Annotated in this window: 12 protein-coding genes; 3 read left to right on the forward strand and 9 right to left on the reverse strand. The window is 64.2% G+C overall.

Annotated elements, in window-relative coordinates; all coding sequences use genetic code 11:
- Positions 1-71: 71 nt before the first annotated feature.
- The 6 genes from LB515_RS03805 to LB515_RS03830 all read right to left on the reverse strand — a co-directional run bounded on the left by LB515_RS03805 (position 72) and on the right by LB515_RS03830 (position 7,828).
- Positions 72-2,234, reverse strand: coding sequence for an amylo-alpha-1,6-glucosidase (locus tag LB515_RS03805; RefSeq protein WP_095769803.1), 2,163 nt, complete (start codon positions 2,232-2,234; stop codon positions 72-74).
- A gap of 153 nt (positions 2,235-2,387) precedes the next feature.
- Entirely contained in the window at positions 2,388-3,446 is a 1,059-nt protein-coding gene (locus LB515_RS03810) for a glycosyltransferase family 4 protein (RefSeq protein ID WP_224706796.1), read from the reverse strand.
- Between the two features lie 78 nt (positions 3,447-3,524).
- On the reverse strand, positions 3,525-4,337 hold the full coding sequence (locus LB515_RS03815) for an ABC transporter permease (RefSeq protein WP_140838984.1): 813 nt from the start codon (positions 4,335-4,337) through the stop codon (positions 3,525-3,527).
- A 3-nt stretch (positions 4,338-4,340) separates the two neighbouring features.
- Positions 4,341-5,621 (reverse strand): ABC transporter permease, encoded by a 1,281-nt coding sequence (locus LB515_RS03820; protein ID WP_224706797.1) that lies wholly within the window; start codon positions 5,619-5,621, stop codon positions 4,341-4,343.
- Between the two features lie 9 nt (positions 5,622-5,630).
- Positions 5,631-6,683, reverse strand: a complete 1,053-nt coding sequence (locus tag LB515_RS03825; protein ID WP_224706798.1) for an ABC transporter substrate-binding protein — start codon at positions 6,681-6,683, stop codon at positions 5,631-5,633.
- Positions 6,680-7,828, reverse strand: a complete 1,149-nt coding sequence (locus LB515_RS03830; RefSeq protein ID WP_224706799.1) for an ABC transporter ATP-binding protein — start codon at positions 7,826-7,828, stop codon at positions 6,680-6,682. Before LB515_RS03830 ends, LB515_RS03825 begins: the two co-directional genes overlap by 4 nt.
- A 284-nt stretch (positions 7,829-8,112) precedes the next feature.
- On the opposite strand from LB515_RS03830, the gene LB515_RS03835 reads away from it, so the two are divergent.
- From LB515_RS03835 to LB515_RS03845, 3 genes are all read left to right on the forward strand, one after another.
- A complete protein-coding gene (locus LB515_RS03835; protein ID WP_224706800.1) occupies positions 8,113-9,501 on the forward strand; it encodes a PLP-dependent aminotransferase family protein in 1,389 nt (462 codons plus the stop codon).
- A gap of 4 nt (positions 9,502-9,505) precedes the next feature.
- Positions 9,506-10,753, forward strand: a complete 1,248-nt coding sequence (locus LB515_RS03840; protein WP_263490177.1) for an FAD-dependent oxidoreductase — start codon at positions 9,506-9,508, stop codon at positions 10,751-10,753.
- 139 nt (positions 10,754-10,892) lie between these two features.
- The gene (locus tag LB515_RS03845; protein WP_224706801.1) at positions 10,893-12,098 is read left to right on the forward strand and encodes an ROK family transcriptional regulator; all 1,206 of its coding nucleotides are present in this window, start codon (positions 10,893-10,895) and stop codon (positions 12,096-12,098) included.
- Between the two features lie 23 nt (positions 12,099-12,121).
- Here LB515_RS03845 and LB515_RS03850 read toward each other — a convergent pair whose 3' ends face one another.
- From LB515_RS03850 to LB515_RS03860, 3 genes are all read right to left on the reverse strand, one after another.
- Complete coding sequence (locus tag LB515_RS03850) at positions 12,122-13,414, reverse strand: PQQ-dependent sugar dehydrogenase (RefSeq protein ID WP_411969125.1); 1,293 nt, start codon at positions 13,412-13,414, stop codon at positions 12,122-12,124.
- A 40-nt stretch (positions 13,415-13,454) separates the two neighbouring features.
- The gene (locus LB515_RS03855; RefSeq protein WP_224544947.1) at positions 13,455-13,907 is read right to left on the reverse strand and encodes a DUF2231 domain-containing protein; all 453 of its coding nucleotides are present in this window, start codon (positions 13,905-13,907) and stop codon (positions 13,455-13,457) included.
- Positions 13,908-14,049: 142 nt separating this feature from the next.
- Positions 14,050-15,426, reverse strand: a complete 1,377-nt coding sequence (locus tag LB515_RS03860; RefSeq protein ID WP_224706803.1) for an aspartate aminotransferase family protein — start codon at positions 15,424-15,426, stop codon at positions 14,050-14,052.
- Between the last annotated feature and the right edge of the window lie 169 nt (positions 15,427-15,595).

Consider the following 15,595-nt stretch of genomic DNA (forward strand, 5'->3'; position numbering starts at 1 on the left):
GTGCAACGCACAAGCCGGCCATGGGTTCCGACATTTTTCGATTGTTGAACGCGGGCTTGCGACGCCTTCTTCTAAGTCCGCACGATAAGCGGCACCTGGCCTTCATGACGATCGGAAAGGAAGGCGGCGACACGGTCGCCGACCCGCTGGAAGGTCACATCGACGACCTTGTCCCCGACACTCAGATGCCGGAGCATCAGGGTGTCGATACCGATCGGCAGCCTCGGGCGCGTGACATGCAATTCGCCTTTCCAGCCATCGATTTCCAGGCCCAGACAGGCCTGCATCAGCATGAAGGTTGAGCCTGCCGACCAGGCTTGCGGCAGGCAGGCCACCGGATAGGCAATCGGCGCTTCGCCCGGCGCCCGGGCGAAACCGCAGAACAATTCGGGCAGCCGCATATTGAAATGAACGGCCGATTCGAAAGTGCCGCTCATCAGCCGCACAACGCTGTCGCGTTCGCCGTAGCGCGCGAGGCCCACGCCGCAAAGCGCAGTGTCGTGCGGCCAAATCGAGCCGTTGTGGTAGGACATCGGGTTGAAGAACACCGCATCGTCGGCGAGCGTCCGCAGCCCCCAGCCGGAATGGAAGGCGGCCGACAGCAGCTGCTCGGCGACCAGCTTGGCGCGGTCGGGCTGCGGCAGCCCGACAAAAAGCAGGTGCCCGGCATTTGTCGTTCGAACCTTGCAGGGCTGGCCCTCGCCATCGATGGCCAAGGCGTAGAAATTCAGGTCGTCCAGCCAGAAATCGCGTTCCACGGCGATCCGCATTTCCTCGGCGCGGCCCTCCCAGTGCTCGGCGTCGGCGAATTCGCCGCGGCGGCGTGCGAGCGCCGCCATGCCGCGGAAGGCGGCAAAGACATAGCCCTGCACCTCGACCAGCGCGATCGGCCCCTTTGGGATGCGCCCATCGGCGTGGAAGACCGAATCGAAGCTGTCCTTCCACCCCTGGTTGGCGAGGCCGGACTCGGCGGCGCGCTGGTAGGTGACGAAACCGGTGGCGCGGCTCGCCTCCTCCGTCCAGTCGGCAGCGGCTTTCAGCGAAGGCCAAAGCTTGTCGATGAAGGCCATGTCGCCGGTGCGGTCGGCATAGGCGGAAGCCAGATGGATATAGAGCGGCGTGGTGTCGACGCCTCCGTAATAGCGGCCGAAAGGAAGCTCGCGCAGCGCCGCCATCTCGCCCTTGCGCGTCTCATGCATGATCTTGCCGGGCTGCGAATCCGAAAACGGCGACGTTTCGGTCGCCTGGTGCTCGGCCAGAAAAGCAAGCACCCCGCGCGCCAGGCCGGGATTGAGCCAAAGCATCTGCAGGCTTGAGATCACGCCGTCGCGCCCGAATGCGGTCGAAAACCACGGGATGCCGGCATAGGGATAGGGGCCGGTCGGAAGCTCGGTGGTAAGCAGCGCCACGTCGGCGCGGGCGCGCTCGACCCAGTCGTTGAACACGCGCCCCGAGCTGTGCACCGTGGCGCCGTGCCTGCGCTTGGCGCGCATGCCGAACCGCGCGCGCGCCGCCGCGGCGCGGAAGCGGTCGCGATCGGGCGGGTCGGCGATCGCGGGGCCGACCTCGACATAAAGCACCTTTCGGCTGCGCTTGGTCACGGCGATGAGGAAATCGGCGCGATTGTCGCTCAACTGGTCTGGCGCCTGCGAAAAGGAGATTGCCGAAAGTCGCGGCAAGCCGTCCAGGCCGTCATAGCCGAGCAGGACCGTGGTCTTGTCGGTCTTGGCGATATGCGTGGTGCCCCGCTTCACCCGGGTCGAGCCGCGCACCTCGAACATGTCGCGAAAGTCGGCGGCGAAATGCAGCGACGCGGTTATGGTGGAATGCTCGCGGCTGTAGTTGGAAAGCGTGATGCGCTCGAACAGCCTGTCCTGCCAGATCAGCCTGACGCGCTCGATATGGATCGCGCCCTGCGGCATATCGCGGCCGGCAGCGCTTTGAATAGGCAGGTTGGTCAGGTTGGACGTGAACAGCACATTGTCCTGGCTGAGCGATGCACCGAGCAGCGACATCGGCCTGCCGCCGATGGTCAGCCGGAATTCGGACAGCACGCGCGTGTCGTCGCGGAAGAACCCGTCGCCCGAACCCCTGATGTCGCCGTAGGCGTCGGCGACGGCGAAGCAGTCGCCCTGCTTGAGGGCAAAAAGCCGGTGCGGTTCTCGCGGCGCCGTCTCGTCGAGCGAGGAAAGGGCCACGGCAGGATCGAGCTTGCGCTCGTCGAGCTCCGTCATTCGTCACCTCTTCGGTTGCCCCACCCTAGAGCATGATGCCGAAAAGTGTGAGGCGGTTTTCGGACGACATCATGCTCTATCTCTTTGATTTGGAGCCGGATTCAGATTTCAGGTCGAACAGACCTGAAATCATCCGGCTCTAGGCAGTCAAGGTCAGGAGGCCCTGGCCTCCGGCATGCCGGTCAGACGCATATAGGCAGAAAGGTAGTCGCGCGCCATTCTTGTCGCCGAGAACCTTTTCTCGAAGACTGCCCTCACCTGCCGCCGGTCGAGTTCGAGAAGCGCGGGCATCGATGCGACCGCATCGTCGATATTGTCCACGACGAAGCCGGTGACGCTGTTGTCGACGATCTCCGGCAGGGCGCCGTTGTTCCAAGCGATCACCGGTGTGCCGCAGGCCATGGCCTCGATCGCGACGAGGCCGAACGGCTCCGGCCAGTCGATCGGGAACAGCAGGCCTGCCGCGTTGCCCAGGAATTCGGCCTTCTCGTCTTCCGTGATCTCTCCGACATAATCGATGCGGTCGCCATCGATGAGCGCCTCGATGTTGTCGCGGAAATAGGCGCGGTCATCGTCGCCGATCTTGGCCGCCAGCTTCAGCTTCAACCCGGACCGGCGCGCGATCTCGATGGCGCGGTCCGGCCGCTTGTCGCGCGACAGGCGGCCGAGGAAAGCGAGATACGGCTCTTCCCCCCGTGGTTCATAGGTCGGCTGGTAGGCATCGAGCGGCAGTCCGTGATGGATCGTGGCCAGCCAGTTCGCATCCGGCAAACCGCGCTTTTGGCTTTGCGAGATCGAGATCATGGGGAAACGCGGGAAACGTTTGTAGGCAGGCGCCAGGTCGACATAGTCGAGCCTGCCATGCGGCGTCGTCACCGTGCGACCCGCGATCTGCTCGAAGAACGGAAAATGCAGGAAATGGCTGAGATGGAAATGAATGACGTCGAATTCGCCGGCGCGTTCGCTCACATCGGCGAGCATCGCCAGATGCGCGGCGATTTCCGATTTCTTCGGCCGCGGATCGAGGCGTATCGCCTGGTCGCGGCCTGGCACCAGTCGCGCCGATGTCTCGCTGTCACCGCTCGCGAACAGCGTGACGTCATGCCCGAGCTCGACGAGTGCCTCGGTGATGTAGAAGACGATCCGCTCCGTGCCGCCGTAAAGTTTCGGCGGCACGGCTTCATAAAGCGGCGCGACATGGGCTATGCGCATCTGGTCCCTCAGCTGTTGACGCGAGGCAAAATGCGTCAGCCGCGAGATCGTTCCTGCCCAATTGGTCGCGGGTTAGCCTCAGGACTTACGGCTGCGCCGTGCCAAAATGTTCGCCACCAGCAAAAGCAGGATGGATAGCGCCATCATTAGGGTCGCCGCGGCAGTGATGGCGGGCGAGAGTTTTTCGCGCAGGCCGATGAACATTTCGAGCGGCATGGTGCGCTGGCTGGCGCTGGCCAGGAACTGCACGACGACCACTTCATCGAAGGAGGTGACGAAGGCGAAGGCCGCGCCCGAAAGCACGCCGGGCAGAATCAGCGGCAGCATGACGCGGAAGAACGACGTCAGGGGTTTGGCGCCGGAGATCGCCGCGGCTCGCATCAGGTTGCGGTCGAAGCCGGTCAGGCTAGCGCCTACCGTCACCACCACGAAGGGGCTGGCCAAGGCGGTATGCGCCAGGATGATGCCGGCATAAGTGCTGGCGAGCCCAACGCGGGCGTAGAATAGATAGGAACCGACGGCTGTGATCACCACTGGCACGATCAGCGGCGAAAGAAGCAGCGGCATGATAATGCGCCGACCCGGAAACTTCTCGTCGGAAAGCGCGATCGCCGTCAGTGTCCCGAGCGTCGTCGCGATCACCGTCGTCCCGAGGGCGATGATCAGGCTATTGCCGATCGCCGACTGCCAGCGCTGAGTGCCGAGCACGACCTCGTACCAGCGCGTCGAGATGCCCTCCAGCGGGAAGATGAAGAAGGCGCCGCTGTTGAAGGAGAGCGGCACCGGGATGAGGATCGGCACCAACAGAAACAGGATGACCAGCCCGCACCAAATCCACAGCAGCGTGATGCGGATGCGTTCGCCTGTTGTGGGATAGGGAGAGAGCAGCATGGGCTACACCAGCTTCAGGCGGTCGAGGCCGAGGACGCGGGCAAAAATGCCGAACAGCGCCAAGGTGAAGACGAGCAGGATGAAGGACAGCGCCGCCGCCATCTCCCAGTTCAGTTCGACATTGACGTAATTGGCGATGAAATTGCTGATGAGCTGGTCGCCTGCCCCGCCTATCAGCGCCGGCGTGATGTAATAGCCGAGGCACAGGATGAAGGTGAGCATGCAACCGGCCATCACGCCCGGAAACACCTGCGGGATGTAAATACGGCGAAACGCGGTGAAAGGCCTGGCGCCTAGCGAATAGGCGGCCTTCATCTGCGAAGGCGGGATGGTGCGCATGACGCTGTAGATCGGCAGCAGCGTGAACGGCAACTGGATATGCGTCATGGCGATGACCAGCCCGATGCGGCTGTACATCAGGTCGAGCCGGTCGCTGGTAACGCCGATAAGAAGCAGGAAATCATTGACCAGGCCGAACTTTTGCAAAAGCACGGTCCAGGCCGCGGTGCGCACCAGGATCGAGGTCCAGAACGGCAGCAGCACCGCAACGATCAGGATGGCGGCCAGCCCTTTCGGCACGTTGGCGATGAGATAGGCGAGCGGAAAGCCGAGGATCAACGTTGCTAGCGTCACCGACGCCGCAACGAAGAAAGTGCGCAGGAACACCTGTATGAAGATCGCCTGCTCGGTTGGCACCCGCTCGATGCCGCCATCGGAGTTCCAGCGCAGATCGAGCGCGCTGAGCAGGTAGAACGAGGTGAGGCTGCTTGTGCCGCTCTGGATCACCGGCCAGGTCGATGGTACAGACCAGAACGGCACCGATTTCATGGTGTCGAGCGCGGTCTGACCGTCAGCGCTTTCCAGCTTGCGAACCGTCTTCAACACCTGGCTGCGGGCTCCAGGCAGCCGCGCGTTCAGGCTCTTGGCCAGTTCATAGGCGGTGCCCTTGACCTGGTTTTCCTTGAGGTCCGCCGCCAACGCGGCGAAGGCGTCGTCGCCGGGAAGGCCCTGGCCGTTCCAGCCGGCCTGGGCCGCGGTCGTCTTGGGCAGTGCGTCCGCGATGGTCGGGTCATAGACCGCGCGGGACAAAAGCAGCACGATCGGAATACCGAAACTTAGGGCCAGAAGGACAAGCAGCGGCGCTGCCAGAAGCAACGAGCGCATCCGGTCGCCGAGTTCGGCGCGGCGGAGCGCCGCCGACACGGATTTCAGATCCGCGTCGGCGGCTGACCGGTCGCGGGCCAGCATCGGCCGGTCGATTTCGCTGGGCTGGAGCGCCGACATCTCGCCTTCCTACTGCGCAAGCCAAGCGTTGAAACGCTTGACGAGATCCTCGCCGTAGTCGCCCCAGAACTCAGTGTCGGCGACGAGATAGGCGCCGGCGAGATGATCGGGAGCATTGGGTAGTTTCGGCAGCGCGTCGGTTGCGACGAAGGACGCCGCGTCGGTGCGCACCGGCCCATAGGTGATGTAGCTTGCGAGCTTGGCGTTGTTCTCGGGCTTGCTGATATACGCGAGATATTTGTAGGCAAGCTCCGGATTGCGCGCGCCCTTCGGAATGCTGATCATGTCGTATTCGAGGATCTGGTTGTTCCAGACGATCTTGAACGGCTTCTTGTCGGTGTCGATCGCGTTCTGGATGCGGCCGTTCCAGGCGGTGGTCATCACCACTTCCCTGGAAGCGAGAAGCTGTGCCGGCTGCGCGCCGGCGTCCCACCAGACGATGTCCTTCTTGATGGTGTCGAGCTTCTTGAACGCACGGTCGACGCCTTCCGGCGTGGCCAGCACCTTATAGACCTCGGCGGGTGCGACGCCGTCCGCCATCAGCGCCCATTCGAGGTTCTGCGCCGGGAACTTGCGCATGGCGCGCTTTCCCGGGAATTTCGTCGTGTCGAAGAGGTCGAGGACCGAGGTCGGAGCTTCCTTCAGCACGGTGGGGTCATAAGCAAGGATATCGCCGTAAGCATCGAGACCGACTCCACAATCCAGCGCCGAGCCTTCGATGAATTTGTCGCGCGGCCCGATCTTGGAATAGTCGAGCCGCTCGAGGATGCCGGCGTCGCAACCCTGCAGCACCGTCGCGGTCTCGACCGTCACCAGATCGATCGGCACGTTGCCGGTCTCGACCATGGCTTTGACCTTGCCGAGGTCGCCGAGATATTCCTGCTCGAGGATCTTGGTCCCGGTTTCCTTGCTGAACGGCTCGAACCAGGCCTTGCGCTGCGCGTCCTGCCAGGCGCCGCCACTCGCCATGATCGACAACTCGTCGGCGAAGGCGGCACCGGCGATGGTCATGCAGGCCGTGACGGCCGCGAGCGCGAGGAGGCGTGTTTTCAACTGTGTCATTTCGTTTTCCCCTGTTTTGGAATGGCGCCGCCCGTTCCGGCGTCGTCGGCCGGAAAGGCGCGGCAATCGTTGGGCGCGCAAGAAACCGTCACAGTCTCGCCGTTCGCCATCGTCGCTTCGGGGCCGACCTTGACGGTCAGCACCTGGTCGTTGGCGAGCCTGGCCAGGAGGCGCAGGTGATCGCCGAGATAGATGCGCCCATCGACCGTCGCGGCCAGCGCGTTGCCGCCATTGGCGGCAGCCGACAGGCTGAGCCGTTCGGGCCGGACGGCGACATGGCAGGCGGCGCCTTGAGTCACCCCGACCGCCAGCGCGGTGATCTCGCCGCCGCCGCTCAGCCGGACAAGGCATTCCTGGCCTGAAACGCGGTCGACCACGCCTTCCAGCGTGTTGTTCTCGCCGATGAAGCTCGCCACGAATGAGCTTTGCGGGGTGTTGTAGAGATCGTCTGGCGAGCCCAACTGGGCGATGCCACCATTGTTGAATACCGCGACGCGGTCCGACATCGTCAGCGCCTCGCTCTGGTCGTGCGTGACATAGACGATGGTGACGCCGAGCATGGTGTGGATCTGCTTGATCTCGAGCTGCATATGCTCGCGCAATTTCTTGTCGAGCGCGCCGAGCGGCTCGTCCATCAGCACCAGGTTCGGCTGAAAGACCAGCGCGCGCGCCAGCGCCACGCGCTGCTGCTGGCCGCCGGAAAGCTGCGTCGGGCGGCGGTCGCCGAATTTGTTCAGCCGCACCATGTCAAGCGCGCGGCCCACACGGGCCGCGATGTCGGCCTTGCTCGCCTGGCGGACGGAGAGCGGGAAGCCGACATTCTCCTCGACCGTCATATGCGGGAACAGCGCATAGTTCTGGAACACCATGCCGATATTGCGCTGGTAAGGCGGCAGCCGATCGACCGGCTGACCCTCTAGCGTGATCGTGCCATGCGTCGGCCGCTCGAAGCCGGCAAGCATGTTGAGCGTGGTGGTCTTGCCTGAGCCGGAGGGCCCGAGCAGCGTCAGGAATTCGCCGCGCGCGACGGAGAGGTTCATCCGTGTCACCGCGAAAGTGCGGCCGTCATAGGACTTCTCGACGTCGGCGAATTCGACAAAGCCTTGGTTGGCACTTGCCGACGCGACGGTCTGGCCGGCGCTCATCGCGCGCAACCCCGGCTGCCGCGGGGCGATTCGGTCTGCTGCTTGCGATCCATGCTTCGTCCTCCCGGACCGGCCCACCTAAACAGGAAGTCGTCCAACTTGTATGGTCACACAATTAGGCTGAAAGTGAACATAGATGCGGACAACTTTGACCGTCAAGCGCAAAAATGCGGCATTGTGTGATAATTTTGATCAGTTGAATGCCACACAATCTCTATTGTATGGATCGTTGTCTTATGCTAGATGCCCGACAAGCGAGACGTCAGCCACAGTTCGAATTCCTCATGCTCGAAGATCTTCGCCTCACCGAGGATGAAAGCCCGGTCTATCGCCGTCTTGCCGACGCGATCGCCGAACGCATTGCCGCGGGCACACTTGCCGTCGGCGACCGGCTGCCGCCGCAACGCGAGATCGCCCGTACGTTGGGCATCAATGTCACGACCGTGACGCGGGCACTGTCCACCTTGCAGGAGCAAGGCTTGCTCGAGGCGCGCCCCGGGCGCGGCACCACGGTCGCCGCCCGCGACATTGTCGAACGTCCAGGGTTTGTGTCGGCGCCGAGCGACCAGAGCGGCATCATCGATCTTTCCGTTAACAGGCCGCCCACGTCAGCCTATCTCGACGCCGTCGGGGCGCTGATGCCGCGCCTTTCCAAGGATCGCCACTACGCCTCGCTGCAGGATTATCATCCGCCAGAGGGGCCGCTTTGGGGCCGTGTCGCGGTCGCCGATTGGCTGAAATCGGTCGCCGGCGATGGCGATCCCGGCCGTGTCGTGCTCGCAGCCGGCGCCCAACACGGCCTCGACTGCGTGCTCGGCGCCGTCACCAGGGATGGCGAAGTGATACTTGCCGACGAGGTGACCTATCAGGGCATCAACGCACTGTGTCGCGTCCATGGTCTCGATCTGCGTGGCGTCGCGATGGATCGCGGCGGCATGCGTCCGGATGCCTTCGAGGCAGCTTGCGTTCAGCTCCGCCCCCGTGCCGTTTTTCTGGTGCCGACACTGCACAATCCGACGACGATCACGCTGAGCGAGGAGCGGCGGCACGAATTGGCGGCCGTCGCACGCCGTCACAACGTGCTGATCATCGAGGACGACGTCTACCGTCCATTGGCCGACGATCCGCCGCCCTCCTTCGCCAGCCTCGAGCCGGAGCTGACGATCCATCTCGGCGCATTGTCGAAATGCCTAGCGCCCGGCCTGCGCCTCGGCTTCGTCATCGCCCCGCGCCCGATCGCCGGCCAGGTCGCCGCGGCGCTCCGCATCAATTGCTGGAGCATCAGCCCGCTCACGGCGTTGATCGGCGCCAGGCTGATCGAGGAAGGGGCTGCCGCCCGCATCATCGACATCCAGAAGCAGGAGTTGCGCCAGCGCCAGGCGATCTTGAGCGAAATCCTCGGCCGTTTCGACGTTCAAAGCAACCCGATCTCGACGCATGCCTGGCTGCGCCTGCCCGAGCCCTGGCGTGGCGCCGGCTTTGCCCGCACCTGCCTGGACCGCGGCGTCGCCGTGCTGCCGGGCGACGCTTTCGCCGTCGGGCGCGAGCCGGTGCAGCACGGCGTGCGCATCAATGTCGGCGCGGCGCGATCGCAGGAGGACCTGCGTTCGGCGCTGACCATCATGGCCGAGCTGCTCGCCGCTGGCCATCTGCAATTGCCGGGCTTCGTCTGAGGCCATGATCTCCGCGCCGAAATCAGTCGAGATCGCCATCATCGGCGCCGGCGTCATCGGGCTGGCTACGGCCTTGCGCCTTGCCGGCGAAGGACGCGAGGTCCTGGTCATCGACCCGAACGAGCCCGGCTCGGGCGCTTCGTTCGGCAATGCGGGCACGATCGCCGAATATGCCTGCATGCCGGTCGGTAATCCTGGTGTGCTGCGCGCGCTGCCGAAACTGCTGCTCGATCCCGACAGCCCGTTCTCGCTGCGTTGGGCAGCACTTTTCCAGCTCGCGCCATGGCTGGTTCGCTTTGTTCGCCAATCGCTGCCTGCGGCAACCCGAGCCAATGCGCTGGCGCTAGCCGGCCTGCTCGCCGAAGCCCTGCCGGCCTGGGGCGAAATGGTGCAGGAGGCCGGGCTTCAGGATCTGATGCGCCGAAACGGCTGCCTCTATGTCTACCGCCGCGACATCGATTTTGCCGCCTCCGAGGGCGGACGGGCCTTGCGGGCCGAACTCGGCGTCCATCAGCAGGTTCTGACCGCCGATGAGGTGGCCGCGCTGGAGCCGCGGCTCGCGACGTTCGAGGCGAAAGGTCTCTATTTCCCGGATTCGATCAATGTCAGCGATCCCAGGACGGTGATGGCGCGGCTGGCGGCAGCCGCTGCCGCCAAGGGCGCTCAATTCATGCGCGCGAGCGTGACCGGCCTCGCAGCGGGTGCCTGCGGCGTGCGGCTGAGCGGCCCAGGGCTTGTCATCGCGGCGCAAAAAGTGGTGATTGCGGCTGGCGCGCGATCCCGCCCGCTCGCGGCCCAGGCCGGCGACCGCATCCCACTGGACACCGAGCGCGGCTACCATCTGGAGTTTCCGACCACGGCACCTTTGCTCAACCGCCCGGTCTGCCCGGTCGATCTCGGTTTCTATATGACGCCGATGGACGGCAGGCTCCGGGTTGCCGGCACTGTCGAGCTCGGCGGGCTCAATAAGCCGCCCAATCCACGCCGGCTGGCGCTGCTCGGTCGCGGCGTGCGGCAGTTTTTCCCCGACATCGGCAAGCCTTCGTCGCAATGGCTGGGCTTCAGGCCCTCGCTGCCGGACTCTCGCCCAGTGATCGGACCCTCGACGAAATCGCCTGATGTGATCTATGCCTTCGGCCATGGCCATCTGGGGCTGACGCTGGCCCCGGTGACAGCACGCTGGGTCGCCAGCTTAATCGCCGGCCGATCCCTGCCATCGGCCGCCGATTTTTCCGCGGCGCGTTTCGGCTGAACGGCCGAGCCTGGCAATCGATTCCGATATGTGGAAATTCGAGCCTGTGGAGCGGCCTAAGCTTTCGGCCAGCCGATAATCAAATCAACTTGATTTTCTAAAGTGGCATTCTAGGGTTGCCGCGGCTGGTAACTATCTCATGATCCTCAAGAAAGCCATCTCCGGCACCAATCTCGAGCAGGCGAAATCGCACAACCGGCGTGTGGTGATCGAAGCGATCCGCATCAATGGCGCGCTGTCGCGGGCGGCGATCGCGAGGCTGACGGCGCTGTCGTCGCAGACCATTTCCAACATCGTCGAGGAATTGGAAGCGGCCGGGCTGCTGCAACCTGAAGCAACGCTGAAAGGCGCGCGCGGCCAACCCGCCGTCCCCTACTCGATCAACCCCGATGGCGGTTATTCGATCGGCCTGCAGCTCGACCACCAGCTGGCCGTCGGCGTCGTCACCGATCTCTCCGGCACCGTGCGCGCGCGCATCGAGAGAGATGTCGACCGACCGACTCCCACGCAGGCCATGCCGCTGCTAGCCGCGATCTCGAGCGACCTGATCGCAACCAGCCGGCTGGACCGCACGAGACTGCTCGGTATAGGGATGGCGATGCCCGGGCCGTTCGGCGTCGAAGGCATGACTTCGGTCGGGCCGACCGCCCTTCCAGGCTGGCAGGATTTTCCGGTGGCCGAAGAACTGGAGCGCCTGACCGGCATCGCCGTGATGGTCGAGAACGCCGCCACAGCGGCGGCAGTAGGCGAGCGGCTTTATGGCGTTGCCCGCAAGCTCGACAGCTTCGTCTATCTCTTCATCGGAACAGGCCTCGGCGCCGGCCTCTTCCTCGACGGCCATCTCTACAAGGGCAGCCGCCACAATGCCGGCGAGATCGGCCACATCATCGTGCGGCCCGGCGGCCTGCCCTGCGACTGCGGCAAGCGCGGCTGCCTGGAGCGCTACGTCTCGCTGCGCGCCGCCTATGACAAGCTCGACCTGCCGGATCCGGACCATGCCTCACCCGACCTGCTGGAAGAGCTTTTGGCAAGCGGCGACAGCCGGTTCGAAGCATGGCTCGCCGAGGCGGTCGAGCCGTTGCGGCAGGCGATCGACGTCCTTGAAATGGCGCTCGATCCCGAGACCGTCGTGCTCGGCGGCTTCATGCCGCTGCCGGTGCTCGAGGCACTGGCCGGCCGGCTGGAACCGCTCCATCTCTCGGTGAGCTCGACCAGCGCCCGTACCACGCCGCGCGTCGTGGTCGGCGCCGCGGGAAAGGACACATCCGTCCTCGGCGCCGCGGCCCTGCCGATCTTCTCGGAAACCAACCCGCAATTCGACGTGCTGCAGAAACCGTTGGGCTGATACGTCGGCGTTGAGCCAGGTTCCTACGAGGGGCCGGGTGCCGCAGCGGTCACCCGCCACACCGTGTTGCCGACATCGTCGGCGATCAGCAGCGCGCCGGATTTATCAACGGCAACACCGACCGGGCGGCCCCTCGCCTCGCCCTTGTCGTTGAGGAAGCCGGTGACGACATCCTGCGCCATGCCGTTGGGATGCCCGCCGCTGAACGGCACGAAGACGACCTTGTAGCCGTTGAAGCGGGAGCGGTTCCAGCTGCCATGCTCGCCGACAAAGGCGCCGCCGCGATAGGATTGCGGCAGGTTGTTCGCGGTGTAGAAAGCAAGCCCGAGCGGCGCGACATGCGAGCTCAGCGCGTAGTCCGGCGGGACGGCCTTCGCCACCATGTCCGGCCGCTGCGGCATCACGCGCGGATCGACATGCTGGCCATAGTAGCTGTAGGGCCAGCCATAGAAGGCGCCGTCCTTCACCGAGGTCATGTAGTCCGGCACCAGGTTCGGCCCGAGCTCGTCGCGCTCGTTGACCACCGTCCAAAGCGCCTTGCTTTCAGGTTCGAACGTCAGGCCGTTGGGATTGCGCAGCCCGCTGGCGAAAATGCGCGAGCGGCCGGTGGCGCGGTCGACCTCCCAGATCGCAGCGCGGTCCTTCTCGGCCTGGATGCCGTTCTCGGTGATGTTGGAGTTCGAGCCGACGCCGACATAGAGCAGCGAACCGTCTGGGCTCGCCACCAGGCTCTTCGTCCAGTGGTGATCGATCGGCCCGCCCGGCAGTTCCGTCAGCACCTTGCCCGGCGCCGTGATCTTCGTGTCGCCCGGCTGATAGGGATAGCGCATGATGGCATCGGTGTTGGCGACATAGAAGTCGTTGCCGACCAGCGCCACGCCGAAGGGCGCGTTGAGATGGTCGAGGAACACGCCCTGGTAATCCGGCTTGCCGTCGCCATTGGTGTCGCGCAAGATCGTGATGCGGTTGCTCGGGCCGGTGTCGCCGCCGGAGGTGACCCAGCTTTCGACCAGACCCATGACGATGTCCTTCGGCCGCTTGACCGACGCTTCTTTCGGTGCCTTGGACTCCACCACCAGGATGTCGCCATTGGGCAGCATGTAAACCGAACGCGGATGCTGAAGCCCCTTGGCCATCGCCTCGATCTGCAGGCCTTGCGCGACCGTCGGCTTTTCATCGTTTTTCCAGCCGACCACCGAGGCAAGATGCATCGGCGGGAATAGGTACTGCTTTATCTCCGGCAGTTTCGGATTTGGGCCGATCTGCGCGCTCGGGTCGGTGTTGTCGTCGCTGCAGCCGGCAACGCCCAGGATCATTGCGTAGCAAAGCGCCGCCGTCGTCCATTTGATTGCGCTGTCAAGTCGTCTCATCGGCCACTCCTACATGATGGCGATAGACCAGAGCCCAGCCGAGCCAGCCGGTGAAGATCAGGATGATCACCACCAGCGCCGACAAGATCAGCCCGGTCGGCACCACGGAGGTCCAGGCGTCGCGCGTGTGGACGAGCATGTTGAAGAAGGACAGCACGAGCACGACGAGGTTACCCCCCATGTGCAGCCATGCGGTCGGCTGAGCGCGTATCCTGCGGTCCCCAAGAAAGTCGGTAAGCCCTGCAATGGCGGCCAGGATGGCGACAATGACGCCCACGGTCAGCAGCCAGGCCGAGAAATTGGCCCAGGTCATTTCCGCTGTCCGCCAGTAGGCAATATCGGTGAGCAAGGTCCCGACGAAACAGGCGATCGGGATGGTGACAAGCATGGGATGTATGGGATGGCCGGCAATGCTTGCCGTGGATTGCGGATTTTCCATGCGGAAGCTCCTTTCCGCGCTGCAGCTTGGATGTAACAGCGCAAAAACGCGAATGTTCCGCCGGAATTTCTCGCGCTCACCGGAAGGTGAACGTCCGATTGTCAGCCCGCAGGCTACCGCTGGCTAGGCCTTCGCGGCTTGGTCAGCTCCGCGGGTGGACCTGCGGTATCGCCTCGTCGAGCGAGCGCTCGAACGCATCGACCAAGGCGTCGACCTGCGCCTCGGTGATGATCAACGGCGGACAGAAGGCGATCGCGTCGCCCATATTGCGTGAGATGACGCCGTTCCGCTGCAGCAAGCCATTGACCAGCGCGCCGAGCACTGCCGGCTTGCCCCAGGGAGCCTTGGTTGCCTTGTCGGCGACGAGCTCGACGGCGGCGATGAGACCGACGCCGCGCACCTCGCCCACCAGCGGATGCGATGCGAGTTGGCTGAGTCGCGCCTGCAAATGCGCGCCGACCTTGCGCGCATTGCCGACCAGGTCGCGCTCCTCGATCAGCTTGATATTCTCCAGCGCAACGGCGGCTGCGACCGGATGACCGCCGCCGGTGAAGCCGTGGCCGAACGTGCCGATGCGGTCGCTCTCGTCGGCCATCGGCTCGAACACACGATCGTTGATCAGCAGCGCCGAGATCGGCAGGTACGATGACGAAATCTGCTTCGACAGCACCATGATGTCGGGCTTGATGCCGAAGGTGTGCGAACCGAACATCTCGCCGGTACGGCCGAAGCCGCAGATCACCTCGTCGGCCACCAGCAGGATGTCGTATTTCGCCAGCACCGCCTGGATCTTTTCCCAATAGCCGGCGGGCGGAACGACGACCCCGCCGGCGCCCATGATCGGCTCGCCGATGAAGGCGGCGATCGTTTCGGGACCCTCGGCAAGGATAAGCTTTTCCAGCTCCTCGGCGAGTCGCGCGGAAAACTGCTCCTCGCTCTCGCCAGGCTCGGCGTCGCGCCAGTGGTGCGGTGTCGACGTGTGCAGGATATTGGCGATCGGCAGGTCGAAGGAGAGATGGTTGTTGGGCAGGCCGGTCAGGCTTGCCGACGCGATGGTGACGCCATGATAGCCGCGCTTGCGGCTGATGATCTTCTTGCGCGCCGGCTGTCCAAGCGCGTTCGATCGATACCAGATCATTTTGATCGCGGTGTCGTTGGCCTCCGAGCCGGAATTGGTGAAATAGGCCTTGCTCATCGGCACCGGCGCCATCTGCACCAGTTTTTCGGCCAGGTCGATCAGCGGCGAATGCGCCTTGGAGCCGAAGTCGTGATAGAAGGGCAGCTTCGACATCTGTTTTGTCGCCGCCTCGACCAGCCGCTTTTCCGAGAAACCGACGGCGACGCTCCACAGGCCCGCCATCGCCTCGATGTAGCGGTTGCCGGCAATGTCCTCGACATAGATGCCGTCGCCCTTTTCGATGATCAGCGGACCGGTTTCCTGATGCTTGCGGGCGTTGGTATAGCCATGCATGTGATAGCGGATGTCGCGGGCTTCAGGCGAATTCGGTGTGGCGTCCATCGTGATAGCTCCTGTGTGCAGGCGTCAAAGCGGAAATAGGACCGCTCCTCTGATCGAAAAGTCCGAAGATTCCGCCTTGCATTGTGGCGGTTGATGCCTCATCGCGCTGGCTGATCGCAAGAGCCGCGACGTCGGGATCGATAGCGCCAACAAGCTTCGGCCTGTCTCG

Source organism: Mesorhizobium sp. CA15 (assembly GCF_020165215.1).
In the GTDB taxonomy this organism is placed as follows: domain Bacteria; phylum Pseudomonadota; class Alphaproteobacteria; order Rhizobiales; family Rhizobiaceae; genus Mesorhizobium.

Excerpts from the sequence above, each read along its gene's own strand:
- LB515_RS03805 (WP_095769803.1), bottom strand. The coding sequence starts at position 2,234 with ATGACGGAGCTCGACGAGCGCAAGCTCGATCCTGCCGTGGCCCTTTCC.
- LB515_RS03810 (WP_224706796.1), bottom strand. The coding sequence starts at position 3,446 with ATGCGCATAGCCCATGTCGCGCCGCTTTATGAAGCCGTGCCGCCGAAA.
- LB515_RS03815 (WP_140838984.1), bottom strand. The coding sequence starts at position 4,337 with ATGCTGCTCTCTCCCTATCCCACAACAGGCGAACGCATCCGCATCACG.
- LB515_RS03820 (WP_224706797.1), bottom strand. The coding sequence starts at position 5,621 with ATGTCGGCGCTCCAGCCCAGCGAAATCGACCGGCCGATGCTGGCCCGC.
- LB515_RS03825 (WP_224706798.1), bottom strand. The coding sequence starts at position 6,683 with ATGACACAGTTGAAAACACGCCTCCTCGCGCTCGCGGCCGTCACGGCC.
- LB515_RS03830 (WP_224706799.1), bottom strand. The coding sequence starts at position 7,828 with ATGAGCGCCGGCCAGACCGTCGCGTCGGCAAGTGCCAACCAAGGCTTT.
- LB515_RS03835 (WP_224706800.1), top strand. The coding sequence starts at position 8,113 with ATGCTCGAAGATCTTCGCCTCACCGAGGATGAAAGCCCGGTCTATCGC.
- LB515_RS03840 (WP_263490177.1), top strand. The coding sequence starts at position 9,506 with ATGATCTCCGCGCCGAAATCAGTCGAGATCGCCATCATCGGCGCCGGC.
- LB515_RS03845 (WP_224706801.1), top strand. The coding sequence starts at position 10,893 with ATGATCCTCAAGAAAGCCATCTCCGGCACCAATCTCGAGCAGGCGAAA.
- LB515_RS03850 (WP_411969125.1), bottom strand. The coding sequence starts at position 13,414 with ATGATCCTGGGCGTTGCCGGCTGCAGCGACGACAACACCGACCCGAGC.
- LB515_RS03855 (WP_224544947.1), bottom strand. The coding sequence starts at position 13,907 with ATGGAAAATCCGCAATCCACGGCAAGCATTGCCGGCCATCCCATACAT.
- LB515_RS03860 (WP_224706803.1), bottom strand. The coding sequence starts at position 15,426 with ATGGACGCCACACCGAATTCGCCTGAAGCCCGCGACATCCGCTATCAC.